This window comes from Modestobacter sp. VKM Ac-2979 (assembly GCF_026967995.1).
Taxonomy (GTDB): domain Bacteria; phylum Actinomycetota; class Actinomycetes; order Mycobacteriales; family Geodermatophilaceae; genus Modestobacter.
Window position 1 is genome coordinate 393648 of record NZ_JAPVBO010000005.1, and the last position, 23117, is coordinate 416764.

Annotated in this window: 26 protein-coding genes and 1 other RNA gene; 9 read left to right on the forward strand and 18 right to left on the reverse strand. The window is 74.1% G+C overall.

The features are described from left to right. Nucleotides 1-59: 59 nt before the first annotated feature. Entirely contained in the window at nucleotides 60-755 is a 696-nt protein-coding gene (npdG, locus tag O2W15_RS16680) for an NADPH-dependent F420 reductase (RefSeq protein ID WP_269162082.1), read from the reverse strand. A gap of 88 nt (nucleotides 756-843) precedes the next feature. Continuing rightward, nucleotides 844-1032 carry a hypothetical protein gene (locus tag O2W15_RS16685; protein ID WP_036334802.1) on the reverse strand — a complete coding sequence of 63 codons (189 nt, stop codon included), beginning with the start codon at nucleotides 1030-1032 and terminating at the stop codon, nucleotides 844-846. 161 nt (nucleotides 1033-1193) lie between these two features. Between O2W15_RS16685 and O2W15_RS16690 the strand changes: the two genes are divergently transcribed. Both O2W15_RS16690 and O2W15_RS16695 read left to right on the forward strand, forming a co-directional pair. After that, nucleotides 1194-2357 (forward strand): GGDEF domain-containing protein, encoded by a 1164-nt coding sequence (locus O2W15_RS16690; protein ID WP_269180187.1) that lies wholly within the window; start codon nucleotides 1194-1196, stop codon nucleotides 2355-2357. A 60-nt stretch (nucleotides 2358-2417) separates the two neighbouring features. Beyond that, nucleotides 2418-3740, forward strand: a complete 1323-nt coding sequence (locus tag O2W15_RS16695) for a M24 family metallopeptidase (RefSeq protein ID WP_269162080.1) — start codon at nucleotides 2418-2420, stop codon at nucleotides 3738-3740. On the opposite strand, the gene O2W15_RS16700 is transcribed toward O2W15_RS16695, so the two are convergent. The 3 genes from O2W15_RS16700 to O2W15_RS16710 all read right to left on the reverse strand — a co-directional run bounded on the left by O2W15_RS16700 (nucleotide 3673) and on the right by O2W15_RS16710 (nucleotide 6205). Further along, a complete protein-coding gene (locus O2W15_RS16700; RefSeq protein WP_269180188.1) occupies nucleotides 3673-4482 on the reverse strand; it encodes a potassium channel family protein in 810 nt (269 codons plus the stop codon). The genes O2W15_RS16695 and O2W15_RS16700 overlap by 68 nt on opposite strands. Before the next feature lie 18 nt (nucleotides 4483-4500). Next, entirely contained in the window at nucleotides 4501-4917 is a 417-nt protein-coding gene (locus O2W15_RS16705; RefSeq protein ID WP_269180189.1) for a ChaB family protein, read from the reverse strand. 103 nt (nucleotides 4918-5020) lie between these two features. Next, the gene (locus O2W15_RS16710) at nucleotides 5021-6205 is read right to left on the reverse strand and encodes an endo-1,4-beta-xylanase (RefSeq protein ID WP_269180190.1); all 1185 of its coding nucleotides are present in this window, start codon (nucleotides 6203-6205) and stop codon (nucleotides 5021-5023) included. 181 nt (nucleotides 6206-6386) lie between these two features. Here O2W15_RS16710 and O2W15_RS16715 point away from each other — a divergent pair, with 181 nt between their 5' ends. After that, nucleotides 6387-7412: a LacI family DNA-binding transcriptional regulator gene (locus tag O2W15_RS16715; RefSeq protein ID WP_269162076.1), complete on the forward strand. Its 1026-nt coding sequence runs from the start codon at nucleotides 6387-6389 to the stop codon at nucleotides 7410-7412. A gap of 12 nt (nucleotides 7413-7424) precedes the next feature. On the opposite strand, the gene O2W15_RS16720 is transcribed toward O2W15_RS16715, so the two are convergent. The 3 genes from O2W15_RS16720 to O2W15_RS16730 are packed head-to-tail and all read right to left on the reverse strand — an operon-like array spanning nucleotide 7425 to nucleotide 9162. Further along, entirely contained in the window at nucleotides 7425-7667 is a 243-nt protein-coding gene (locus O2W15_RS16720) for a hypothetical protein (RefSeq protein ID WP_269162075.1), read from the reverse strand. 50 nt (nucleotides 7668-7717) lie between these two features. After that, complete coding sequence (locus O2W15_RS16725; protein ID WP_269180191.1) at nucleotides 7718-7975, reverse strand: DUF2795 domain-containing protein; 258 nt, start codon at nucleotides 7973-7975, stop codon at nucleotides 7718-7720. A 59-nt stretch (nucleotides 7976-8034) separates the two neighbouring features. Further along, the gene (locus O2W15_RS16730) at nucleotides 8035-9162 is read right to left on the reverse strand and encodes a baeRF2 domain-containing protein (RefSeq protein WP_269180192.1); all 1128 of its coding nucleotides are present in this window, start codon (nucleotides 9160-9162) and stop codon (nucleotides 8035-8037) included. Nucleotides 9163-9381: 219 nt separating this feature from the next. On the opposite strand from O2W15_RS16730, the gene O2W15_RS16735 reads away from it, so the two are divergent. Next, nucleotides 9382-9717: a hypothetical protein gene (locus tag O2W15_RS16735; protein ID WP_269162072.1), complete on the forward strand. Its 336-nt coding sequence runs from the start codon at nucleotides 9382-9384 to the stop codon at nucleotides 9715-9717. 48 nt (nucleotides 9718-9765) lie between these two features. On the opposite strand, the gene O2W15_RS24070 is transcribed toward O2W15_RS16735, so the two are convergent. Continuing rightward, nucleotides 9766-10173 (reverse strand): YkvA family protein, encoded by a 408-nt coding sequence (locus tag O2W15_RS24070; RefSeq protein ID WP_442928865.1) that lies wholly within the window; start codon nucleotides 10171-10173, stop codon nucleotides 9766-9768. 178 nt (nucleotides 10174-10351) lie between these two features. Between O2W15_RS24070 and O2W15_RS16745 the strand changes: the two genes are divergently transcribed. From O2W15_RS16745 to O2W15_RS16755, 3 genes are all read left to right on the forward strand, one after another. Then, nucleotides 10352-12559 carry a putative bifunctional diguanylate cyclase/phosphodiesterase gene (locus O2W15_RS16745; protein WP_269180193.1) on the forward strand — a complete coding sequence of 736 codons (2208 nt, stop codon included), beginning with the start codon at nucleotides 10352-10354 and terminating at the stop codon, nucleotides 12557-12559. Between the two features lie 25 nt (nucleotides 12560-12584). Further along, on the forward strand, nucleotides 12585-12686 hold the full coding sequence (locus O2W15_RS16750; RefSeq protein ID WP_269180194.1) for a flagellin: 102 nt from the start codon (nucleotides 12585-12587) through the stop codon (nucleotides 12684-12686). Nucleotides 12687-12806: 120 nt separating this feature from the next. Continuing rightward, nucleotides 12807-13013: a hypothetical protein gene (locus O2W15_RS16755; RefSeq protein WP_269162069.1), complete on the forward strand. Its 207-nt coding sequence runs from the start codon at nucleotides 12807-12809 to the stop codon at nucleotides 13011-13013. Between the two features lie 5 nt (nucleotides 13014-13018). Here the strand turns inward: O2W15_RS16755 and rnpB are convergent. The 3 genes from rnpB to O2W15_RS16770 all read right to left on the reverse strand — a co-directional run bounded on the left by rnpB (nucleotide 13019) and on the right by O2W15_RS16770 (nucleotide 15716). Continuing rightward, an RNA gene (rnpB, locus tag O2W15_RS16760) (RNase P RNA component class A) lies at nucleotides 13019-13419 on the reverse strand. A 30-nt stretch (nucleotides 13420-13449) separates the two neighbouring features. Beyond that, entirely contained in the window at nucleotides 13450-14178 is a 729-nt protein-coding gene (locus O2W15_RS16765; protein WP_269180195.1) for a PIG-L deacetylase family protein, read from the reverse strand. Nucleotides 14179-14195: 17 nt separating this feature from the next. Beyond that, nucleotides 14196-15716, reverse strand: a complete 1521-nt coding sequence (locus O2W15_RS16770; RefSeq protein WP_269162067.1) for an MFS transporter — start codon at nucleotides 15714-15716, stop codon at nucleotides 14196-14198. Nucleotides 15717-15813: 97 nt separating this feature from the next. Between O2W15_RS16770 and O2W15_RS16775 the strand changes: the two genes are divergently transcribed. Further along, the gene (locus tag O2W15_RS16775; protein ID WP_269162066.1) at nucleotides 15814-16812 is read left to right on the forward strand and encodes an Lrp/AsnC family transcriptional regulator; all 999 of its coding nucleotides are present in this window, start codon (nucleotides 15814-15816) and stop codon (nucleotides 16810-16812) included. A 47-nt stretch (nucleotides 16813-16859) separates the two neighbouring features. Here the strand turns inward: O2W15_RS16775 and O2W15_RS16780 are convergent, their stop codons facing one another. Next, nucleotides 16860-17222, reverse strand: a complete 363-nt coding sequence (locus O2W15_RS16780; RefSeq protein WP_269162065.1) for a DoxX family protein — start codon at nucleotides 17220-17222, stop codon at nucleotides 16860-16862. Between the two features lie 25 nt (nucleotides 17223-17247). On the opposite strand from O2W15_RS16780, the gene O2W15_RS16785 reads away from it, so the two are divergent. Next, nucleotides 17248-18003, forward strand: coding sequence for a sulfite exporter TauE/SafE family protein (locus O2W15_RS16785; protein WP_269180196.1), 756 nt, complete (start codon nucleotides 17248-17250; stop codon nucleotides 18001-18003). 65 nt (nucleotides 18004-18068) lie between these two features. Here O2W15_RS16785 and nadA read toward each other — a convergent pair whose 3' ends face one another. From nadA to O2W15_RS16810, 5 genes are all read right to left on the reverse strand, one after another. Next, entirely contained in the window at nucleotides 18069-19079 is a 1011-nt protein-coding gene (gene nadA, locus O2W15_RS16790; protein WP_269162063.1) for a quinolinate synthase NadA, read from the reverse strand. 74 nt (nucleotides 19080-19153) lie between these two features. Then, nucleotides 19154-20248, reverse strand: a complete 1095-nt coding sequence (locus O2W15_RS16795; RefSeq protein ID WP_269180197.1) for a bifunctional RNase H/acid phosphatase — start codon at nucleotides 20246-20248, stop codon at nucleotides 19154-19156. After that, on the reverse strand, nucleotides 20245-20985 hold the full coding sequence (locus tag O2W15_RS16800; protein WP_269180198.1) for a zinc ribbon domain-containing protein: 741 nt from the start codon (nucleotides 20983-20985) through the stop codon (nucleotides 20245-20247). The genes O2W15_RS16795 and O2W15_RS16800 overlap by 4 nt, the downstream gene beginning before the upstream one ends. A 79-nt stretch (nucleotides 20986-21064) precedes the next feature. Next, the gene (locus O2W15_RS16805) at nucleotides 21065-21922 is read right to left on the reverse strand and encodes a Nif3-like dinuclear metal center hexameric protein (protein WP_269180199.1); all 858 of its coding nucleotides are present in this window, start codon (nucleotides 21920-21922) and stop codon (nucleotides 21065-21067) included. A gap of 67 nt (nucleotides 21923-21989) precedes the next feature. Continuing rightward, a complete protein-coding gene (locus O2W15_RS16810; protein WP_269180200.1) occupies nucleotides 21990-23108 on the reverse strand; it encodes an L-dopachrome tautomerase-related protein in 1119 nt (372 codons plus the stop codon). Between the last annotated feature and the right edge of the window lie 9 nt (nucleotides 23109-23117).

The following is a 23117-nucleotide window of genomic DNA, read 5'->3' on the forward strand; positions in this document are numbered from 1 at the left end:
TGTTCCCGGCCGGGAACACGCCCTCGCTGCACATCACGCCCCCCACCGGGGGCGCGACCTCAGACGTCGGTGATGCGGACGCCGGCGTGGGCCTTGTAGCGGCGGTTGACCGACACCAGGTTGATCGTCAGCGCCTCGACCTGGCGGGCGTTGCGCAGCCGGCCGGCGTAGACCCCGCGCATCCCCGGCAGCCGGCCGGCGAGGGCCTGCACCAGGTCGGTGGCCTCCCGGACGTCACCGACCACCATCACGTCACCCTCGAGCGTCGGCTGGGAGAGGTCCTCCAACGTCACGGCCGAGAGGTGGTGGAAGGCGCCGACGACGGAGCTGTCCGGCAGCAGGGCGGCGGCCTGCTGGCACACGCTGCCCTCCGCCACGTCCAGCACGTAGGCGCCGAGCTCGTCCCAGCCCATGGGGACGACGCAGTCGACGACGACCTTGCCGGCCAGCGGGGTCGCCAGCTCGGCGAGGGTGTCGGCGTGCCCGGCGTACGGCACCGCGACGATGACCAGGTCCGCGGCCCCCGCGACGTCGGCGTTGGAGCCACCCCGGACCGACACCCCGACGCCACCGGCGGCCGCACCGGCCCGGGTGGCCACCTCGCCGGCGACCTCCTCGGCGCGTGCGGCGTCCCGGGAACCCAGCAGCACCCGCTGCCCGGCCGCGGCCAGCCGCACCGCCAGACCCCGCCCCTGCGGCCCGGTGCCACCGAGCACGCCGACGACGAGGTCCTCCATCGCGCGTCCGTCCGTCACGGCTCCTCCTGATCCTCCGGGCGCCCTTCCGGACGCCCCCTGCCGACGATCATGCCCCGCGCGGCCGCGGACGGCCGCGCGGGTCGGCTCAGCCCCGGCCCTCCTCCCAGGCGCGGTCGGCGGCGTCGGCCGCCTCGTTCCGCTCGGCGACCTTCTCCAGGGCGGCCTCGGCCTCCGCGCGGTCGTCGTACGGGCCCAGGCGGTGCCGCTCGGCACAGCCGTCCCGCGTCTCGACGGCGTGGTGCTTCAGGCAGTAGAACCACGGTCCCTGCGCCATCGTCGGCTCCTCTCGTGGTGTCCGGCTCGTCATGTCCAGCCTCGCATCCGCTGGTCGTCCTCGCCGTCGGTCAGTCGTTGTACCCAGCAACAGAACCGGTTCCGGAAATGACACGCCCCATCCCGTTCTGCTGAGCCGCCACCTGCGGCATGCTCCTGCCCATGACGGGGGCCCACACGCCCAGCACACGGCGCGACGGGGAGTCGACCCGTGCGGCGCTCGACCCCCTGCGTCCCGGCCGGGGGCCGGAGAGCGCCCTGGTCGCCGGGGCGCTGGCGGTGCTGCTCGCGGTGAGCGCGGTCCTGGGCTCGATCAACCTCTTCATCGACGGAGCGGTTCGCGAGGGCGCCAGCCGTCCGGTCTACGCCGTCACGCTGGGCGCCTGCCTCCTGCTCGCCGCTGCCCTCGGGGTGCACCGGCGCGCCGGTGAGGCCGCGACCGTCGCCCTCGTGCTGTTCGGGGACCTGGTCTACGTGGTGTTCGCGTGGGCGACCGGCGACCCGCTGCGCTACGCCCCTCCCCTGATGCTGCTGTTCACCTGCCTCGTCGCCGCCTGGTTCCTCGGCATCCGCGCGCTCGCGGTGCACATGGTCGCCGTCGTCGTGGCCTGCTGGCTCGCCCTGGCCGACAGCTACCCGGGCACCGCCGGCCTCGTCGTCGCCGTGACGGCCAGCGCCGGGCTGCTCAACGCCGCCACCTTCGGCGTCTTCGTGCTGCGCCGGCGGGTGCAGCGCCTGCTGACGGCGACCCAGGCGCTGTCCTCCACCGACCCGCTGACCGGCCTGGCGAACCGGCGGTCCCTGGTCGACCAGGCGCCACGCATCTGGCGGCAGGCCCGGCGCGACGGCCAGCGGGTGGCGGCCCTGGTCCTGGACCTGGACCACTTCAAGCGGCTGAACGACACCTACGGCCACGCGGTCGGCGACGCCGTCCTCCGCGAGGTGTCCGGCGCCCTGGCCGCCAGCGTGCGCCCGGCCGACGTGTTGGCGCGCACCGGCGGGGAGGAGCTCGTCGTGCTCGGGCTGGTGTCCGACCCCGACGTGGCCTGGCGGCTGGCGCAGCGGCTCCGGTTGGCCGTCGTGGACAGCGAGTGCGGACGGCAGCGAGGGGTGACCGCCTCGATCGGGGTCGCGCTGGCCGGCCCGGTCGACGGCGAGAACCCCACCGACGCGCTGTGGCGGCTGGTCGACCGCGCCGACGCGGCCATGTACCTGGCCAAGCAGGGCGGCCGGGACCGGGTGGTCGTGGCCGGCAGCCTGCCCGTCCACCGCCCCCCGGTCGCCGGTGGCGCACGGCGTGCTCCGGGCGGCGGCGGGATGGCCTGAGCTCCAGCGGCGCCCCAGCGTCCCCGGGCGGCCCGGGCGGCGGTCTGCTTTCCTGCCAGCATGATCGCGACCGCAGACCGGGGCGTCCCGGACCCCACCCGCACCGTGCCGCTGTCGCTGCGCGAGCAGGCCGACGTCCGGGACCGCTGGCTGACCCAGCGGCTGCTCGACGTGCTGCCCGGGCTGATGGACCGCGCGGAGATCGACCTGTGGGTGGTCGTCGGCCGCGAGTACAACGAGGACCCGGTGCTCCCGACCCTGCTGCCGGCGACCTGGCTGTCGGCCCGGCGGCGCACGATCCTGCTGTTCCACCGCAGCGACGACGGCGTCACGGCCGCGGCGGTCTCCCGGTACCCGGTCGGTCAGTTCCTCAGCTCCTGGGACGCCGACGAGCAACCGGGGCTGACGGCGGAGGAGTCGCAGTGGACCGCCGTCCGCCGCTTCGTGGACCAGGCAGCGCCGCGCACGATCGGCGTGGACGTCTCGGCCACCTTCGCCCACGCCGACGGCCTGGCCCACACCGAGCACGACCTCCTGGTGCAGGCGCTGGGCCCGCACGCGGAGAAGCTGGTCTCGGCCGAGCAGCTCGCGGTGGGCTGGCTGGAGACCCGGCTGCCCGAGGAGATCGCCGCGCTGCACGCCCTGAACCGGCTGGCCCACGAGGTCATCGACGAGGCGTTCTCACCGGCCGTCATCACCGTGGGCGAGACGACGGCGCTCGACGTCGCCTGGTGGATCCGCCAGCGCTTCGCCGACCTCGGGGTGGACGCCTGGTTCCAGCCCACCGTGGGGCTGCAGCGGGCCGGCAGCCCGCTCGCCGACGAGCGCGGCACCGTGCTGCCCGGCGTCCGCTACGACGCGGTCATCGAGCCCGGTGACCTGGTGCACTGCGACGTCGGGCTCTCCAGCCTGGGCCTGATGACCGACACCCAGCGCAACGCCTACGTGCTGCGCCCCGGGGAGGGCGCCGCCCCGGCCGGGCTGGTCGCTGCGCTGGGCGTCGGCAACCGGATGCAGGACCTGACGACCGCCGCACTGCAGCCGGGCCGGACCGGCGACGAGGTGCTCGCCGCCGCCCGCGCCGCCGCGGCCGCGGCCGGCATCGACGGCGACGTCTACTCCCACCCGGTCGGGGTGCACGGTCACGGCGCCGGCCCGGCCATCGGGATGTGGGACCAGCAGGACGGCGTCCCCGGCGCGGGTTCGGCGCCGGTGCACCCGGACACCGTCTACGCGCTGGAGCTGTGTGTGCGGGTTCCGGTCGCGGAGTGGGGCGGTCAGCTGGTGCGGATGGCCCTGGAGCAGGGCATCGCGCTCACGGCTGCGGGCGTGGAGTACCTGGACCAGCGGCAGACCGAGCTGATCCTGATCCCGTCGGCCTGAGCTCACCGAGGGGCTGCCCGGCGAGGTCGCTGCGCAGCCGGCGGACCTCCTCGGTCAGGTCGGCCAGCTGCGCACGCAACACGGCGTCGTCCGCCTCGTCCTGGGCGTGGGCGGCGTCGGCGACCCGGCCGACGAACCAGGAGGCGACCGCGGCGGTGACCACACCGAGCAGAGCGATGCCGCCGACCATCAGCAGGGCCGCCACCAGCCGCCCCTCACCGGTGACCGGGTACTCGTCGCCGTAGCCGACGGTGGTGATCGTCGTCAGCCCCCACCAGACGGCGTCCCCGTAGTCGGTGATGACGGCGTCGGGGGCGTCCCGCTCGGCGTCGTAGACGGCCAGGGAGGCCATGAAGACGACGAGGGCGGAGATCGAGGTGACGTAGTAGGCGACCCGTCCGTGCAGCGAGACGGTGAGCGAGCGGTCGAGCACCCGGGCGACGCGGACGAGGCTGATGATCCGCAGTGGGCGCAGCAGCGGCAGGAGCACCGCCAGGCCGTCCAGCCAGTTCTGCCGGACGAACCGCCACCGGTGCTCGGCCAGCACCAGCCGGATGCCGTAGTCGGCCAGGAACACCGGCCACACCCCGACGGTCACCACCAGCAGGACCGTCTGCACCCAGCCCGGGAAGCCGGGTTGCAGCACTCGCCAGGCGTAGGCCACGACGAACAGCACGGCCACCACGACCAGCGGCCACTGGCTGGCCCGCTCGTAGCGGGCCCTGATCTCCTCCCGGTGCACCCGGTCAGTGTCGCTGGGTCACTTCCCCTCGGCGGTCTTCCGGTCGTTCGCCTTCTGGATCGCGTCGACCAGCTCGTCCTTGTCCATCGTCGACCGGCCCTCCACGTCCAGCTCCTTGGCGACGTCGTAGAGGTGGGACTTGGAGGCGTTCGCGTCCACGCCGCCCTTGGTCTCCCGGTCGGTGTCCCGGCCGCCCTCGGCCTGGGGGTCACTCGGCCCCTTGTGGTCCTTGGGCTCCCAGTGGTCGCCCACCTTCTCGTGCGTGTGCTTCACCGCGCTCCAGGCGACCTGGTTCGCCCGCTGCTCGTCGCCGTAGGAGTCGGCGGCGGAGTCGTGCGCCTTGGCGAAGGTCCGCTGCGCCTTCTCGTCCGAGCGCTGCAGGGTGCTGGGGATCTCGTCCTGCTTCGCGTCGCCGCTCTTCGTGGTCTTCGGCATGGCCGTTCTCCTCGGTCGTCGGGACGGTCGACCTCGGACGGCTACCCGGTGGGGAGCCCGGCCAGTCACCGGGCTCCCCACCGGGGTCAGGCGATCCCGTCGGTCACCGCACGCCCAGCCAGCGGGCCTTGGCGAGGGTCACGGCCAGCGCCCAGTAGGCGGGCTTGCGCGTGTAGTCCTCGAACATCACGTTGGCCGCGCCGGTGCCCTCGAAGAAGACCGGCACCCAGGAGTACTTGTCGTTGAAGCCCCAGATGGTGAAGGAGTTGCAGCCCTCGACGCCGACACAGGCTTCCAGCGCCCAGCGGTACCAGTCCGCCTGCTGGCTCAGCTGCTCCTTCGTGGGTCGGCCGTCCTCCCCGAGCGGCATGCGGACGTCGAGCTCGGTGATCGCCGTCTCCAGCCCGAGGTCGTCGAAGCGCTGCAGGTTCTGCTCCAGGGTCGCCGGGAACGGGTACTCGAAGCTCAGGTGCGCCTGGGTGGCGAACCCGTGCAGCGGCACGCCCTCGGCGAGGAGCTCCTGGGACAGGGCGTAGTAGGCGTCGCTCTTGGGCCCGATGTCGTCGACGGCGTAGTCGTTGAGGAACAGCTCCGCCGTCGGGTCGGCCTCGTGCGCCCAGCGGAAGGCGTCGGCGATGATGCCCGGGCCGAGCTCGCTGATCCAGATGTTCTCCGGCCGGAAGGTCGGGTCCTCGCCGTCGGTGAAGATCTCGTTGGCGACGTCCCACTGCTGGATCTTGCCCGCGTACCGGCCGACCACGGTCTGGATGTGGTCCTTGAGGATCGCGCGCAGCTCCTCGGGGGTGAAGTCACCCTCCTGCAGCCACGCCGGGTTCTGGCTGTGCCACAGCAGGGTGTGGCCGCGCACGACCTGCCCGTGACGCTCGGCGAACTCGACGATCGCGTCCATGGGGCCGAAGTTGTACTGGCCCTGCTCGGGGTGGATGAACTCCCACTTCATCTGGTTCTCCGGCGACAGCGAGCTGAACTCGCGCGCCAGCGCCTCGCGGTACTCCTCGTCGTAGGTGAACGGGTCGGGGTAGTCCTGCTCGAGGTGGTGCCCGCCCCCGGCGACGGCGGTGCCGATCTCCAGGTCCGGCGGCGCCACGTCGCGCAGGCCGAGCCGGTCCAGGGCCTTGTGGACCCGTTGCTCCACCGCGTGGTCGGGGGCTCGACCACGCTCCCCGGCTGCTGCCGGGGCGAGGGTGGCGCCGAGGAGGACGGGCAGCATGCCCACCCCCACCGCGCACCGGACGAACGTTCGGGACAGGGACTGCTGGGAGCGCATGGCGCAACCTCTCGTCGGCGTCATTGCCATACCGGGAACTTCCGGAACTGCTGCGCGGCACGTTACGAACGACCGGGCGTCGTGACAACAGGTCCTCGGCGTGTCCCGTCGTCAGCCGGTCGGGCCCGGCGGGCGCACCGGGGCGCCGTAGGGTGAGCCCTTCGACGAGGAGGAGGGGTCCGTGTCCGACACCGAGACGCGCACGGTCACCATCGCGGCCATCGCGGCCGAGGCGGGGGTGTCCGTGCCCACGGTCTCCCGCGTCCTCAACGGCCGTTCGGACGTCGCCCCGCACACCCGGGAGCGGGTCGAGCGACTGCTGCGCGACCACGGTTACCGACGCCGCGGGAGCCGGCCCACCACCGCCGCCCGGCTGATCGACCTGGTCTTCAACGACCTCGACAGCCCCTGGGCGGTCGAGATCATCCGTGGCGTCGAGGACGCCGCCCACGCCGAGGGGGTGGGCACGGTCGTCACCGCGATCCACCGGCGGGCCAGCGACACCCGCTCGTGGCTGGACAACCTCGCCGGGCGCAACAGCGACGGCGCGATCCTGGTGACCAGCGACGTCGACCCGTCGCTGCACGCGGAGCTGCGCCGGCTGCACGTGCCGGCCGTGGTGATCGACCCGGCCGGGGTCCCGGAACTGGACGTGCCGACGATCGGTGCGACCAACTGGGCCGGTGGGCTCACCGCCACCGAGCACCTGATCGGCCTGGGCCACCGCCGGATCGGCGTCGTGGCCGGCACGCCCACCCTGCTGTGCAGCCGGGCGCGCCAGGACGGTCACCGCGCCGCGCTCGAGGCGGCCGGTCTCACCGTCGATCCCGCCCTGCTCCTCGTCGGCGACTTCAGCCACGAGGCCGGTTTCCGGGCGGCCACCGAGCTGCTGCAGCTGCCCGAGCCCCCCACCGCCATCGTGGCGGCGAACGACCAGATGGCCTTCGGGGTGTTCGAGGCGGTCCGTCGCGCGGGGCTGCGGGTGCCCGAGGACGTCAGCGTGATCGGCTTCGACGACCTGCCCGTGGCGCAGTGGTCCTCACCGCCGCTGACCACCGTGCACCAGCCGCTGTCGGAGATGGGGGCGCTCGCCGCCCGCACCGTCCTGCGGTTGGTGCGGGGCGAGCACCTGGAGACCCCGCGGCTCGAGCTGTCGACCCGGCTCGTCGTCCGGGAGAGCACCGCCCCGCCCCGTTCCGCGGGCTGAGCGGCCCCCCGCCTAGGGCAGGTCGGCGGTCTCGGCGGACTGCCGGTGCCCGCCCTGTGCGTCGTCGGGGTCGGCGTGCACGGTGCGCTCCTCCGACTCGGCGAGGATGACCGCGGCCTGCACCTTGGGGTCCAGGCCCTCGTTGGTGGGGTCGGTGTCGCCCTCGACGGCCTGCTCCTCGGGCAGCAACTGCGCCCGGGTCTCGACGTTGTGCTCGGTGACGTTGGCGATCGCCTCGGGGGACGGGTCCTTCATGGAGGGCATGGTGCTGCCCTACCCACGTCCCCCGAGCCGATGCCTGCCGATCAGAAGCGCTGTTGCTCGGTGTGGATCCCGAGGGCCTCAGCGACCTCCTGGACGTTGGTGAACTCGGTGCCGGCCGGCAGCCGGTTCAGCGAAGCGAGCACCCGGTCGGGGGCCTGCGACTCCCGGGCCTTGGCCACGAGCGCGTCCTTGTCGGCCGGCCAGACCTCCTTGCCGAGCGCCTCGGCGATCGCGGCCCGCTGCTCGAGGTCGGCCGGGTCGGTGCCGGGGGCGGTGCCGGGCTGGTGGGGATCGGTCATGGGGTCCTCCTGGTGTTCGATCGGCCGCGGTGCGGCCGGGGATGCGGGTGACCCTGGGGTCAGCTGGGGGTGGAGGCGTCGGTGTAGCGGAGGACGGCGGCCACCGGGACGCCCTCGGGCATCGCCGTCCGCGGGACGACGACGACCGCCGCGTCGCTGGCGACGGCGGCACGCAGCAGCGCCTGGTCGGCCGGGATGCGCTCGGCGCCGGAGACCCCGAGGGCGGTCATGTCCGCGTCGTCCACGCCGATCTGCAACGGGTCGGTGCCGACCAGCAGCTGCTCGTCGTCGACCTGGTCGGCGATGACCAGGGTCTCGACCTGGGCCTTCCGCAGGGCCTCGACGACCTGTGCGGTGCCGGTGACGGCCAGCCCGTGGGCCGACGCCGCCTGGACCTGCTCGACCGCCTGCGCCTGCCCGTGGGCCTCGTGCTCGGCGACGAGCTCCAGCGCTCGGAGCTGGACCGGCGCACGGTCGGCCCCGGCGGCGCGGCCACCCTCCTCCATCGAGACCAGCACGTCGCCGACCTCCTTGCTGGCCTTGTCGGCGAGCAGCTGACGCGCCCGGACGTCGCCGGCGACGAGCACGAAGCGGGCGCCGGTCCGGGTGACCAGCTGGTGGAGGTGGTCGGCCACCTGGCCGGCGTTCTCCTCCCACTGGTTCTCCGCGGTGTGCATGTAGGTGTTGTGCGCCCAGCCGCCCACCTTCACCTTGCGTATGTGGAAGGTGTCGCCCTCGATGGTGTCCTCGTCGGTGGGGCGACCGGGGACGGTGGCCACGGAGACGTCGGCACCGACGCGGTCGGCGACCACGACGACGTGTGGCACCCGGCCGGCGAGCTGGCGCAGCACCGGCAGCAGGTCCGGGTGGGGCGACCAGTGGGCGACCGGGTCGCGCGGGACGTCGGCCAGCGCCTCGTCCAGCACCACGGAGCCGTCGGCGGCCACGATCAGGGCGCGGCCGCGCAGGGTGGCGATCTCACCACCGTCGTTGGCCTGCAGGAGCTGGCTGCGCACCGACTCGACCACCCCCTCGGGTGCGCCGTCGGCGGCCAGTTCCTCGCAGACCGCGCGGACTCGCAGTTCGACCTCGGCGTCGGCGTTCTCGGTGGTGTGGGTGACATCGGCGCAGACCGTGGCGTACGGGCCGGGCGCGCTGAACACCTGTTCCAGGAAGGTCACGTCCATGGGACGGGGGCTCCTTCGTGTGGTCGACGTGTGCGACGGGGCCTGCTCTCGACCCCGATGCGTTCGTAGTCGCGGCCTACCCACCGCTCCCGCCGTCTCACACGCGGTGTGTCAGCCCACGCCGCCCGGGTAGCAGAAGGACCCTCCTGCCCCCACCACTCGCCAGCTCGCGGCGGGAACCTGCAGGAGGGCCCAGAAGCACAACAGGAAGGAGCCGGGATGTCCGAGCGCGACAGCCTCCCGTTGCCCGACTACGACCACCTGCCCGTGGGGAGCCTCACCTCCCGCATCCGCACCCTGGACGCCGACGGCCTGCAGACCGTGCTGGCCTACGAGAAGTCGCACGCCAACCGCGTGCAGGTCGTCTCCGCGATGAACCACCGGCTCAGCGAGCTGCAGTCCGGCGACCAGCCCTCCGGGGGCGACCCGGGCGCCGTCCAGCCCGAGCAGGCCCCGGCGCCGTCCGCTGGGTCACCGGTGTCCGAGGCGACCACCGGGCCGCCGGTCAACCCGCCGTCCCAGGGCGTCCCGACGAACCCCGCCCAGCCCCGCTGACCCGAGGGGTCGGGCGCTCCCCTGACCGCAGGAGCGCCCGACCCGGGATCAGGCCGGGTCCGCCGCAGCGGCCGGACCCAGCAGCCGCTCGATGATGCGGCGGTCACCAGGCCAGGCCTCCAGCAGCACGTGCCGGGGCACGCGGCGGGCGGCATAGCGCAAGGCCAGCGCCACCACCACGACGTCGTCCAGCGGACCGATCACCGGCAGGAACTCCGGGATCAGGTCGATCGGGGAGAGCACCCACAGCCCGGCCAGCACCAGCGCCACCTTCGCCCGGCGAGGCACCGCGGGGTGACTGCGGAGTCGCCGGAGAGCGGTGGCACACGCGGGGAGGAACCGGGCGAGCTCGCGGGCCGTGCCCGGCGGGAGCGTGCGGGCCAGCACGATGAGCAGCACCCAGCTGAGCAGCACGCCGCCGACTGCGATCGCGGCCCCGTGCACGAACCCGTCCACGGCGCCCATGGTGGCGCACCCGTCCTGCGGACCGTGCTCCAACGGGTGAACTCCCACCGGAGGGCTTCACCGCACGGCCTCCGGACCCGATCACCCGTACATGCCCGCCGGTCCGCGTCCGTGGCTCCTGCCGGGAGCCCCGCGCTGGGCCCTGGCCGTCGTGGCCACCGCCAGCCCCGTGACGGCCGTCGGCATGGTCTCCCCCGGCGCACCGTCCCTGGCGAGCGCAGGACCAGCTCTGGTCGGCTCGGTCGCGCTGCACGTCGGCGTCTGTGCGGCCGTGGTCTGGCGTGCCCATCGGGTCCGGCACGAACGCGAGCTGTGGACCCGGCTGGCGCTGGCGACCCTGCTCACGGCCCTGGGGGTCATCACCTCCGGGGTGCTCGGCCTGCTCGGGTCCCCGGCCGCCGTCGCTGCTCTCCCCGCGGCGTGGGCGCCCGTCGCGGCCTTCCCCGTCGCCTATGCGGGACTGGTCCGCTGGAACCGGTACAGCACCAGCCTGGCCGACCCGAACGACGTGCTCAACGGCTCGGCGGCGGTGCTGGCGGTGGTCGCGCTGCTGGACGTCGTCCTGGACCGAACCGGCAGCCGGCTGAGCACCCTGCCGTGGTGGCAGCTGCAGTCGCTGCTGGCCCAGGACGCCGCGCTGTTCGTGCTCGCGGGGACCGCGCTGTCGATGGTCTTCCTCGGGGCGATGGGCCGCGATCCCCGGACCTGGCTGGTCCTGGCCGCGTTCATCGCGCCGTTGTCCGGGGTGGCCATGACGACCGCCGGGAGCTCGAGCACCGCCTGGCCCGCCCTGGCTCCCGTGGTCGGCCTGCTGTGCCTGGTCCTGGCGGCGGTCCTGCGACCGGCCCCCTCGGATCCGCAGCCGACCGACCCGGCCGCCTCCACCGTCGGGGCGTTCGTCGTGATCGCCGCCTCCACCGCGATCCTGGTGACCGGTGCGGTCAGCGACTCGTCCGCCGTCGCCACCTGGTGTGCGGCGGCGGCCGCCACCGGGGCCAGCATCCGGCTGCTGGTGAACGTCCGCGAGCTGGCCCAGCTGGCGGTGAGCCGCCGCGAGGCGCTCACCGACGAGCTGACCGGGCTGGCGAACCGCCGGGCGGTGCTCCGCCGGGTGGAGGAGCTGTGCGGCAACGGCGAGCCGGTGGTGCTCGCCCTGGTGGACCTGGACAAGTTCAAGGAGGTCAACGACGGCCTCGGCCACTCGGCCGGCGACGACCTGCTCCGGCTCGTGGCCGAGCGGCTGCGGACGGCCCTGGGCGCCGGTGAGCTGCTCGGCCGGCTGGGTGGCGACGAGTTCGCCGTCGTGGTGCGGGCCGACGGCCACCGTTCTCCCGCCGACCGGGCCGTCCGGCTCGGCACCGACATGGACGCCCAGTTCGCTGAGCCCTTCGAGGTCGGCGGGTTGACCCTGCACGTGGGGGCCAGCATCGGGGTCACCCACCGGGACGCAGGCAGTCTCACCCGGGGCACCGGGAGCGCGACCCGGGCGTCGTTGCTCCGGCAGGCCGACGCTGCGATGTACGACGCCAAGCGTTCGGGCGCGACCGTCGTCCTCTACGACCCGGTCCGACACGTCGACAGCAGCGGGCGACTCGCCATGGTGGAGGAGCTGCGCCAGGCGCTGGTCGCCGGGGAGCTCGTGCTGTACCACCAGCCGCAGGTCGACATCGCCGCCCGGCGCACCATCGGGGTGGAGGCACTGCTGCGCTGGGCGCACCCGGTGCGGGGTCTGCTGGGGCCGGCGGAGTTCCTCCCGCTGGCGGAGGTGCACGGGCTGATGGGCGCGATCACCGACGAGGTGCTCAGCCAGGCGGTGGCGCAGGCCGCCCTCTGGCGACGGCAGGGCCGGGACCTGCGGGTCTCGGTGAACCTGTCCGCGAGCAACCTGCTCGACACCGGGCTCCCGCAGCGGGTGGCCGACCTGCTCGCGATGCACGACCTGCCGCCGTCGAGGCTGGTGCTCGAGGTGACCGAGACGGTGCTGCTGAGCGACCCCGACCGCAGCCTGGCGGTGGTGGGTGCGCTCGCCGACCTGGGCACCACGGTGAGCATCGACGACTTCGGCACCGGGTACGCCTCTCTCACCTACCTGCACCAGCTCCCGGTGGGCGAGCTCAAGCTGGACCGCTCCTTCACCGCCGACCTGCTCACCGACACCCGGGCCGCCGCCATCGTGGCCAGCACGGTCCGGCTGGCCCACCAGCTGGGGCTGCGGGTGGTGGCCGAGGGCGTCGAGGACCCGGCGACGCTGCTGCACCTGCGCGCACTGGACTGTGACGAGAGCCAGGGGTACCTCCACTCGCCGCCGCTGCCGGCCGCCGAGCTGGAGCGCTGGCTGGCCGTGCGGGGCGAGCTGCCCACCGTCGTCCAGGCCTGAGGACGCCCTTCGGGTAGCCGCGGAGATGACCGTGTTCGCCCGCAACCAGGTGCTCAGCCAAGCCGGGACGGCGATGCTGGCAGAGGCCAACCAGACGCCGCAGAGCATCCTCGAGCTGCTCGGCTGACGCCGTCGGCGTGGTGCTGGTGGTGGTCGTGCGGGCCGGTGGGACGCCCGGGACTGCCGCGAGACGACACGGTGCCGCAACCTGCCGGGATCGGCTGGACGGTCTGCCTACCGTCCGTCCATGCGCCCGAACCGACTTCCCCCGGTCCCCCAGCCCACCGCCCGCCTCCAGCAGCTGAAGTTGATCGCCGCGGCCCGGGTGAGCGCCTGCCGGACGGCGTCCAGCCAGCAGATCACCGACATCGTGCGGGTCACCGTGGACGACGAGGTCGACACCACCACGTTCCGGGCGATCGTCGCCGAGGTCGGCGGTACCGCCGAGCGGTGAGGCGACGGACGAGTCGACCTGTACGCCGGGTTCTGTCCCCGGGCGCCTCACGGCGTCCCGATGAGCGGCCATCCATCTAGGCCTGCCGTTGCCGACAGGCTCGAGCGGTCCACCCGCAGGCTCGGGCGGGCAGCCCTCGAACGCCTGCGCAGGACGGCGGCGGACCGCCGTCCCTTTTCGACCTTGCTCCGGGTGGGGTTTACCGAGCCACACCGGTCACCCGGTGTGCGGTGGTCTCTTACACCGCCGTTTCACCCTTACCAGTGCACGCACTGGCGGTCTGTTCTCTGTGGCACTGTCCCGCGGGTCACCCCGGGTCGCTGTTGGCGACCACCCTGCCCTGTGGAGCCCGGACGTTCCTCGGCGGCAGGGTCTCCCCCACCGACGCGACCGCCCAGCCGACTCGTCCGTCGTGCCGGCAGCCTACCCCGGCGGTTCAGCCCCAGTAGAGGCGGAAGCCGACCTGCCGGCCGCCGTCCTCGGTCAGGGTCGCCATGTCGACCTGGCGGCGGGCCTGCTCCTCGACCGGGTCGTCGGACAGCGCCTCCAGGTAGCGGCGGTGCTCGACGAGGGAGGCGACGGCGGTCTCGACGCCGGCGCTGACGTCGACCACGTGCGGCGGCGGGTACCCGACCGCGTGCACGGCGATGTACTGCACGCCCGACCACGGCGTCTCGGTCAGGTCGGGGAAGATCCACTCGTTGCCCGCGTCGGCGACGGCGTCCAGCAGCGACCGGGTCAGCGCCCGGTGGTCGGCGGAGTTCAGCGCGCCGGGGGTGACCTCCGGCGGGGTCCAGGTGTCCCCACCGTGCATGACCACGACCAGGTCGGGCCGGTGCCTGCGCAGCGCCCCGGCGAGGTCCTGGCGCAGCTGCAGGTCGGCGACGAGCACGCCGTCGGAGTGGTCGAGGAACTCCACCTCCGAGACGCCGACGACGGCGGCCGACCGGCGCTCCTCCTCCTCGCGCAGCGGGCCGGCCTCGGCCGGGGACAACCCGGCGATGCCCGCCTCCCCGCGGGTGGCCAGCAGGTAGTGCACCTCCTTGCCCGCCGCCGTCCACACCGCGACCGCCGCCGCCGGGCCGTACTCGATGTCGTCGGGGTGGGCGGCGACGACGAGGGCACGCTGCCAGTCGTCGGGGAACGGGGCGGGAGCGGTGGCCATGCCCGGAGTCTGCCCGCTCAACGCGCCGGGGCGGTCTCCGACTCCGCCGGCCGTGGCCCGCCCTGGCTCGGGGCCGGGGCGCGCACCAGCCACAGCACCAACAGCCCGCCCACGATGCCGGCGCCGCCACTGACCAGGAAGACCTCCCGCAGCCCGCTGGCGTAGGCGCTGCCCAGCAGGTCGGCGAGCCCGGCCCGGTCCGCGGCGGGCGCAGCGTCGACGAGCTGACCGGCCTGGCCGGCGGTCAGCGCCGAGGCGGTGTCCGCGGGGTCGGCTGCACCGGCCTCCCGCAGCACGCCGGCCGCCTGCGCGGTGAAGACGCTGCCGAGCACCGCCACGCCGAGGGCGAAACCGAGCTGCCGTGCGGTGTTCACCGCACCGGAGGCCATCCCGCTGCGCTCGCGCGGCACCGCGGCCAGCGCCGAGGACGCCAGCGTCGGGTTGGCCACCCCGACCCCGATGCCCAGCACGGCCAGCCCCGGGACCAGGACCCGCCACGAGGAGTCGGCCTGCACGAACGCCATCAGCAGCGCGGCGACGCCGATGACGACCAGCCCGCCACCGACCACGAACCGCGGGGGCAGCGTCTGGAGCCAGCGACCGGAGAAGGCGGCCACGACGAAGCTGAACGCCGAGAGCGGGATGAACACCAGCCCGGCCTGCAACGGCGAGAGCCCGAGCACCGACTGCAGCCACAGCGAGATGTAGAGGCTGCCGCTGAACGCCGCGGCGTTCAGCAGCAGCGCGCCGAGCATGATCCCGGTGAAGGAGCGGTTGCCGAACAGCCGGACGTCGAGCATCGGCGCCGGGCGACCGCGCTCGACGCGCACCCAGGCGGCCAGCACGACGACGCCGGCGGCCAGCGGGCCCCAGGCGACCGGGGCGCTCCACCCGTCGGCGGCGGCGCGCACCAGACCGAAGACGATCCCCGAGGCGCCGAGGGTGAACAGCACGATGCCGGGGACGTCGGGCCGCGGGGCGTTCGGCTGGCGCGTCTCCTGTACCGCGACGAGGGTCAGCACGACACCGAACACGCTGATCGGCAGGTTGACGAAGAAGATCCACCGCCAGTCCAGCTCGGTGAGCGCGCCGCCCAGGATCGGGCCCAGGGCCGCGGCCGCCCCGACCACGGCCCCCCAGATGCCGAAGGCGGTCCCGCGGTCGCGCCCCTCGTAGCTGGTGTTGATCAGCGCGATGGTGGTGGCCAGCATGGCCGCCGCCCCGATGCCCTGCACCGCCCGCGCCCCGATCAGCAGCTCAGCGCTGGGGGCGAGCCCGCAGGCCAGCGACGCCACGGCGAAGAGCACCAGGCCGACCAGGTAGACCCGGCGCCGGCCGTACAGGTCGGCGAGCGACCCGGCGCCCAGCACCAGGGCGGCCAACGCGAGCGCGTAGACGTCGACCACCCACTGCAGCTGGCCGAAGCTGGTGTCCAGGTCGGTGGCCATGTCGGGCAGGGCGACGTTCACGATCGTGACGTCGATGAGGAGCATGAACGTGCCGGTGCAGATCGCGACCAGCGGCAGCCACTTGCGCATGCTCCCACTGTGCAACGGTCCACCGACGGGACCCACGCCAGGAGCCCGCCGGTGACGGGATCCTCCATCCACAGGTCCGTGGTGCAGGATGGCGACCGTGCTCGACGCCGTGGACCGCCAGATCGTGCACGCCATGCAGGTCGACGGCCGGGCGCCGTTCAGTCGCATCAGCGCCGTCCTGGGCGTCTCCGAGCAGACCGTGGCCCGCCGGTGGCGGCGGCTGCGGGCCGATGGCGTGGTGCGGGTGCTCGGGCTGACCACCCCCGAGGCCAGCGAGCCCAGCTGGCACATCCGGATGCGGGTGCAGCCGGCCGCCGCGGGCGCCGTCGCCGACGCCCTGGCCCGCCGTCCCGACGTCTCGTGGGTGAGCCTGACCGCCGGCGGCGCCGAGATCACCTGCTCCACCCGGCCCCGCACGACCCGCCAGCGCGACGCCCTGCTGCTGGACCGGCTGCCCCGCACCGTCCAGGTCATCGACCTGGCCGCGTTCTCGGTGCTGCACTCCTACGTCGGCGGCGCCTACGAGTGGACGGACTTCGACGACCCGCTCAGCGAGGAGCAGATCGCCGCGCTCGGCTCCGACTCGGCCCGGACCACCCCGACCCCCGTCGCCCTCGACCCGGAGGACGAGCTGCTGTTGGCCGCGCTGGCCACGGACGGCCGGCTCAGCTACGCCGAGCTCGCCGGGGTCACCGGCTGGTCGGAGAGCCGGGTGGCCCGGCGGGTGGAGGCCCTGCGGTCGGCCGGCGCCCTCTACTTCGACCTGGAGATCGCCACCGAACTGCTCGGCCACCCGGTCAGCGCGCTGCTGTGGCTCGGGGTCGCCCCGAAGGACCTCGCGCACGTCGGCGAGTCCCTGGCCCGGGCACCGGAGACCGGCTTCACCGCGGTCGTCACCGGCCCGGCGAACCTGATGGTGTCGGTGACCTGCCGGGACACCGCCCACCTCTACCGGTTCCTCACCGACCGGGTCGGCGCGCTGCCGGTGCGCACCCTGGAGACCTCCACGGTGCTGCGCCGGGTCAAGCAGGCCGGCAGCCTGATGGACGGGCCGCGGCTCACCGACCCCGAGCCGCCGCCGGTCCGCGGCCGCTGACGGGGCCCCCAGCTCGGGTCGGGGCCACGAGGCCATCCCGGCGTTGCTCAGCGGCGGCCGCGGGCGACCTTCAGCGCGGCGGTGAGCATCGGGACCTGGAAGGGGATCCGCCCCACCGCGACGGCCAGCTTCCCCGGCTGGCGCCGGAACGCGCGCAGCGTCTGCGCGTGTGCGGGCAGGACACCGACCAGCAGCCCCACCGCCGCCCAGCCACCGGCCCGCCGCGTGGCCGGCACGGCCAGCAACCCGGCGGTGACCAGCTCGACCACCCCGCTGCCGAGCACCCACGGACGCGGCGCGCCCAGCTCCGGCGGGATCATCCAGTCGTAGGCCTGCGGGCGGACCAGGTGGAAGACCCCGCTCGCGGTCATCCCCGCCGCCATGCCCAGTGCGCGCACGTCGTCCCTCATGGGCCGGACAGTAGGCTCCGCGGCCGTGTCCCCTGTCGACCTCCTCATCGCCGCAGGGGTCGCCCTCCTGGCCGGCGGCATCAACTCGATCGCCGGCGGCGGGTCGCTGATCCTCTTCCCCGTGCTGGTCGGCCTGGGGCTGGGGACGGTCGCGGCCAACGTCACCAACTCGGTGGCCCAGTGGCCCGGCTACATCGGCGGCGTGCTCGGCTTCCGCAAGGAGTACGGCGGCCAGCGGGCCCGGATGATCCGGTTCTCGGTGGTCGCGGTGCTGGGCGGCACGGTGGGATCGGTGCTGCTGCTGACGACGCCGACCGAGGCCTTCGACACCGTCGTCCCGCTGCTGGTGTTCCTCGCCAGCATCCTGCTGGCCTTCCAGACGATGATCACCAAGCGGCTCAAGAAGCAGGAGGAGGGCGTCGCCCACGCCGACCCGGCGTGGCTGTACGTGGCGCTGTTCCTGGCCACCGTCTACGGCGGCTACTTCGGCGGTGCGCTGGGCGTGATCCTGGTCGGCGTCCTGGGGCTGGGCCTGGGCCGGCTCAAGCTGGCCAACGCGATGAAGAGCGCGATCTCGCTGGTCACCGCGTCGGTCACCGTCGTGGTCTTCGGCATCTGGGGCCCGGTGGAGTGGGCCTACGTCGCCGTCTGCGCGCCGGCCGCCCTGCTCGGCGGGTACCTCGGGGCGAGGGTGGCGACCCGCATCCCGACCACCCCGCTGCGCGTGCTCATCGTGGCCTTCGGCGTCGGGGTGTCGATCTACCTGTTCCTCCGCGGCTGAGCCCGGCCCCCGTGCAGGGTCCCGCCGCGAGCTTGCGAGGGGTAGGGGGCACGGGGGTCCTTCTGCTACTCGCCGCCGCGGCCGGGCTCGCCGATCGCGATCATCGCCTCGACCGCGCGGCGGGCGCGGGCGGCGGTGTCCGGGTCGACGTCGATCGCGCCCTCGCCGGTGCGCAGCGTGTGCAGCAGCTTGGCCGGGGTGATCATCTTCATGTAGCGGCAGGCGGCCTTGGCGTTCATCGGGATGAACTCGGTGTTCGAGTTCAGCGCGCGCAGCTGGTGCAGGATGCCGATCTCCGTGGCCACCAGCACCTGGCCCGCCGTGGTCGCGGCCGCAGCGTCGGCCATGCCCCCGGTCGACAGCACCCGGGTGCGGTCGGCCGGCAGGTCGCCGTGGCTGACCAGGTCCAGCACCGAGGTCGTGCACCCGCACTCGGGGTGCACCAGGATCTCCGCGTCGGGGTGGGCGGCGATCTGCGACCGGACGTCGGCCGGGCTGATGCCGGCGTGCACGTGGCACTCCCCCGCCCAGATGGAGATGTTCTCCCGGCCGGTGACCCGCTTGACGTGGGCGCCGAGGAACTGGTCCGGGCAGAAGAGGATCTCCTGGTCGGCCGGGATCGAGCGCACGACGTCGGCGGCGTTGGACGACGTGCAGCAGATGTCGGTCTCGGCCTTCACCGCGGCCGTGGTGTTGACGTAGCTGACCACGACGGCGCCGGGGTGATCGGCCTTCCACTCGCGCAGCTGCTCGGCGGTGATGCTGTCGGCCAGTGAGCAGCCGGCGGCGTGGTCGGGCAGCAGCACCGTCTTGTCCGGCGACAGGATCTTCGCCGTCTCGGCCATGAAGTGGACGCCGCAGAAGACGATCTCGCGGGCGTCGGTCTCGGCGGCCACCCGGGAGAGGTACAGCGAGTCGCCGGTGAAGTGGGCGACGTCCTGGATCTCGGGCACCTGGTAGTTGTGCGCCAGGACGACGGCCCCGCGCTCGTCGGCCAGCCGGCGGATCTCGGCCGCCCACGTCTCGTACTCGGCGGCGGACATGGTGCGGTCATCAGCGGCGACGGTCGCGGTCACAGAACTCCTCAGCAGGCCGGGCTTCGGTACTCCAAGGTCCAACAGCCGGGGACGCCCACGGCTTCCCCGGGCGGTCAGCCGAGGTGGGAGGTGTCGTTCACCAGCCGCACCGAGGTGCGGCCGTCGGAGGACCAGGTGACCGTCGACAGCGATGCCGCCTCCAGGAACACCCGGTGCACGACGTCCTCGCCCACGCCGAGCCCGGCGGCGAGCAGCAGCTTGATCGGCATCATGTGGCTGACCAGCAGCACGGTCTCCCCGGCGTGCCGGTCCAGGATGCGGTTGCGGGCCCGGCCCACCCGGGTGGCGACGTCGGCCACCGACTCCCCGCCGGGCGGGCGGACGTCGACCGCGCCCGACCAGCGCCGGAACGCCAGCGGGCTCTTCGCCTGGGCCTCCGCCGCGGTCAGCCCCTCCCAGGCGCCGAAGTCCAGCTCCCGCAGGTCCGTGTCGACCTCGACCGGGACGCCGAGCACCTGCGCGGCCGCCTCGGCGGTCTGCCGGGTGCGCTGCAGCGGGGAGCTGACGATCACGTCGATGCCCCGCCCGGCCAGGTGCCGGGCCGCGGCCTCGGCGTCCGCGCGCCCGAGCTCGGACAGCGGCAGGTCGCTGCTGCCACTGAACCGACGCTCCGGGGTGTGCTCGGTGCGCCCGTGCCGCAGCAGGTGGGTCACGGTCACGACGACGGGGGCGGGCTCCGTGGTCGGCTGGGTGTCGTCCTCGACCACCACCGGTTCGGTGGCCAGGTCGCGGCGCACCGGCTTGCCGTCCATCGCGCTGTTGGCCAGCGCGTCGGCGGCGCCGTTCTGCGCCCGCGGGATCCAGGTGTAGCGGACCGAGCCGAGCTGCCGGGCGATGTCCCGGGCCTGCACGGCGAGCTTCTTCATGTCCGGGTGCTTGATCTGCCAGCGGCCGGACATCTGCTCCACGACGAGCTTGGAGTCCATCCGCACCTCGACGCTCGAGCTGGGGTCGAGGTCGAGGGCGGCCTGCAGCCCGGCTACGAGACCGCCGTACTCGGCGACGTTGTTGGTGGCCCGGCCGACGGACTCGGCCCGCTCGGCGAGCAGCCGGCCGGTCTCGGCGTCCTTCACCAGCGCGCCGTACCCGGCCGGCCCGGGGTTGCCCCGTGACCCGCCGTCGGCCTCGATGATGAGTCGGCGGCTCACAGCCCGGACTCGGCGGTGCGCACCAGGACCCGGTTGCAGTTCTCGCAGCGCAGCACGGTGTGCGGGTCGGCGTTGCGGTAGGAGGCCAGCTCGGTCCCGTAGAACTCGATCCGGCAGCCCTGGCAGCGACGGGCCTTCAGCTCGGCGGCGCCGGTGCTGCCGGTCTGCGTGGCGACCCGGTCGTAGACCTTGAGCAGGTCGGCCGGGATGGTGCCCGCGATCTCGTCGCGCTTGGCCTCGTGCTGGCCGGTGGCCTCGGCGATGTCGGCGAGGGCGGCGTCCCGCCGCTGTTCGGCCTGCTCCTGCTCGGCCTGTGCCCCGGCCAGTCCGCCCTGCGCCGTGGCGAGGGCGGCGTCGGCGGCCTCGCGGCGCTCCATCAGCTCGAGCACCTGGTCCTCCAGGTCGGCCTGCCGGCGGTTCAGCGACTCGAGCTCGTGCTGCAGGCCGGTGATCTCCTTGGGGGTGGCGCCGCCGGAGTCGATCCGCGACTGGTCGCGGGCGGCCCGCTGCCGGACGGTGTCGACGTCGCCCTCCAGCCGCTTCTGCTCGCGGTCGAGGTCCCGCACCTCGGTCTCGGCCCGGACGACGTCGTCCATGAGGGCCCGCTGCGCCTCCTGGGCGGCCTCGACGGCGGCGAGCTCGGGAAGGGTGCGCTTGCGGTGGGCGAGTTGCGCGAGGGCGACGTCCTCCGCAGCGAGAGCCAGCAGCTTCTGCTGGTCGAAGTGGTCAGCCTGCACGGGCTCAACCTACCCGCGCCGCGGGGGTCGCCGGACCACCCGGCCCGGCCCGCTCGGCAGCGGCCCGGGCCCGGTGCGGTCAGCGGTGGGGAGGGCCGTCGACGCGGAACGTCCACGGGTCGGTGCGCCGGCCGGACACGGTGGCCTGCACCTGCCCGCCCAGGTCACGGTGCAGCAGGTCGGCGGCGACCGGCAGCCACGGCCACTCCGACGCGTAGTGCGCCACGTCGCAGAGGGCCGGTCCCGGGACCTCGGCCGCGTCGACCGCCGGGTGGTGCTTGACGTCGCTGGTCAGGAACACGTCGGCGCCGGCGTCGGCGGCCGCGGCCAGCAGGGAGCTGCCGCTGCCGCCGCAGACGGCGACGGTGCGCACGGACCGCCCAGGGTCACCGACGACCCGCACGCCCCCGGGTGTGGACGGCAGCGCAGCGGCCACCTGCTCGGCGAACCGCTGCAGGCTGGTCGCCTCCCGGAGCACCCCGACCCGGCCGAGCCCGGCCCCGGGGGTGGCCACCGGCTCCAACGGCACCGCGTCGACCAGCCCCACGGCCGCGGCCAGCGCGTCGTTGACCCCGTGGCCGGCGGCCCGGTCGGCGTTGGTGTGCGCGACGAACAGCCCGATGCCGGCGCGGACCAGCCGGTGCACCAGGCGGCCCTTGGGGTCGTCGGCGGGCACGCCGTGCACCGGGGTGAGCAGCAGCGGGTGGTGGGTGACCACCAGGGCGGCGCCCAGCTCGATCGCCTCGTCCACCACGGCGGAGGTCGGGTCGACGGCGAAGAGCACCGAACGGACCACCTCCGCGGGGTCGCCGCACACCAGCCCGACGGCGTCCCACGGCTCGGCGAGCGCCGGGTCGTAACGGGCCTCCAGCGCGGCGGTCACCGCACCGAGGGGGCGGCCGGAGCCGCTCCGCTCCCCCGCCACCGGACCGCTCATCGCCGACCTCGCACCGCGGCTGCCACGGGAGGGGACTGTAGGGCAGCGCCCTCCCCGGCCACCGCCGTCACCGGAGGCGGACCGGCCCGGCCCCGATCGGGGTGCGCAGCAGCAGGTAGGGGTACCGGCGCTGGTCGACGCCGCCGGCGTACCGGGCCTGCCGGTGCAGCTGGTTGGCGGTGACGTAGAGGTGGCCGTCGGCGGCCACCGACATGGTGTCCGGCCACAGCAGCCGGGGGTCGTGCACGACGGTCTCGATCGCGCCGTCCGGGCGGCGGCGCACGATCGCGTTCTGCTCCCCCGCGGTCGCGTAGAGGTTGCCGGCGTCGTCGGTCTCCAGGCCGTCCCCGGCGCTGCCCTTGTCGCCCTCGTCGACGACGGTGGCCGCGACCGCGTCGTCGTCCAGGCCGCGGTCGACCAGCGCGTCGGTGGCCACGCTGTACCAGTGCCGGGCGGCCAGCGGGCAGTACCAGAGGCGCGCACCGTCGGCGGAGATCGCGATCCCGTCCGAGCCCATCGCCACCGGCTGTGGCTCGGCGTCGGGCTCGGGCTGCTCCAGGAACGGCCGGCCCTCCACCATGAGCAGCAGCTCGGGGGGCGTGACGGCCTTGGTCGAGGGGTGGTCGTGCAGCCGGCGCCAGGACTCACCGGTGGCCAGGTCGACCACGATGATGCCGTTCGGGCCGGAGTCGGCGGAGTCGGTGATGTAGGCGACCCCCGCCTCGCCCCGGCGCAGGTCGAACCGGACGTCGTTGAGGTACGTCGTCTCCAGTGCTGTCTCCCGCGGGAGGACGATCGTCTGCACGACGGTGTCGGTGCCCAGGTCGATGCAGACCAGCTTCGGGCCACCGATCTGGGTGGGCTGGAAGAGCGGGGAGCCGGTGTCGAGCACCCAGAGCCGGTCGGCCGGGTCGACGACGATGCTCTGCACGCTGACGAAGGCACCTCGGTCGTCGTCGCCGGAGGGCGAGTTCCACGCCTCGTCGGGGAAGGCGACGACCTCGCCGTCCCGGATCTCGGCGACAGTGGCGCGCACGTCGTCGCCCCACTTCGGGAAGTTCACGAACACCCGGCCGGTGTGCGACACCGAGACGCCGGTGGGCATCGGCCCCTCGGTGAAGGCGTGCACCACCTCCAGCTCGCCGTGGGTGCGGTCGGTCTGCAGGTCGCCGGCGCTCGAGGTCATGGAACCGCT

Bases quoted from the DNA above. Each gene is read 5' to 3' on its own strand.
- O2W15_RS16720 (WP_269162075.1), bottom strand. From the start codon at position 7,667: ATGAAGGACCCGTCCCCCGAGGCGATCGCCAACGTCACCGAGCACAAC.
- O2W15_RS16685 (WP_036334802.1), bottom strand. From the start codon at position 1,032: ATGGCGCAGGGACCGTGGTTCTACTGCCTGAAGCACCACGCCGTCGAG.
- O2W15_RS16770 (WP_269162067.1), bottom strand. From the start codon at position 15,716: ATGCGCAAGTGGCTGCCGCTGGTCGCGATCTGCACCGGCACGTTCATG.
- O2W15_RS16705 (WP_269180189.1), bottom strand. From the start codon at position 4,917: ATGCCGAAGACCACGAAGAGCGGCGACGCGAAGCAGGACGAGATCCCC.
- O2W15_RS16755 (WP_269162069.1), top strand. From the start codon at position 12,807: ATGCGCCCGAACCGACTTCCCCCGGTCCCCCAGCCCACCGCCCGCCTC.
- O2W15_RS16780 (WP_269162065.1), bottom strand. From the start codon at position 17,222: ATGAGGGACGACGTGCGCGCACTGGGCATGGCGGCGGGGATGACCGCG.
- O2W15_RS16710 (WP_269180190.1), bottom strand. From the start codon at position 6,205: ATGCGCTCCCAGCAGTCCCTGTCCCGAACGTTCGTCCGGTGCGCGGTG.
- O2W15_RS16730 (WP_269180192.1), bottom strand. From the start codon at position 9,162: ATGGACGTGACCTTCCTGGAACAGGTGTTCAGCGCGCCCGGCCCGTAC.
- O2W15_RS16750 (WP_269180194.1), top strand. From the start codon at position 12,585: ATGACCGTGTTCGCCCGCAACCAGGTGCTCAGCCAAGCCGGGACGGCG.
- O2W15_RS16735 (WP_269162072.1), top strand. From the start codon at position 9,382: ATGTCCGAGCGCGACAGCCTCCCGTTGCCCGACTACGACCACCTGCCC.
- O2W15_RS16690 (WP_269180187.1), top strand. From the start codon at position 1,194: ATGACGGGGGCCCACACGCCCAGCACACGGCGCGACGGGGAGTCGACC.
- O2W15_RS16725 (WP_269180191.1), bottom strand. From the start codon at position 7,975: ATGACCGATCCCCACCAGCCCGGCACCGCCCCCGGCACCGACCCGGCC.
- O2W15_RS16765 (WP_269180195.1), bottom strand. From the start codon at position 14,178: ATGGCCACCGCTCCCGCCCCGTTCCCCGACGACTGGCAGCGTGCCCTC.
- O2W15_RS16810 (WP_269180200.1), bottom strand. From the start codon at position 23,108: ATGACCTCGAGCGCCGGCGACCTGCAGACCGACCGCACCCACGGCGAG.
- O2W15_RS16695 (WP_269162080.1), top strand. From the start codon at position 2,418: ATGATCGCGACCGCAGACCGGGGCGTCCCGGACCCCACCCGCACCGTG.
- O2W15_RS16805 (WP_269180199.1), bottom strand. From the start codon at position 21,922: ATGAGCGGTCCGGTGGCGGGGGAGCGGAGCGGCTCCGGCCGCCCCCTC.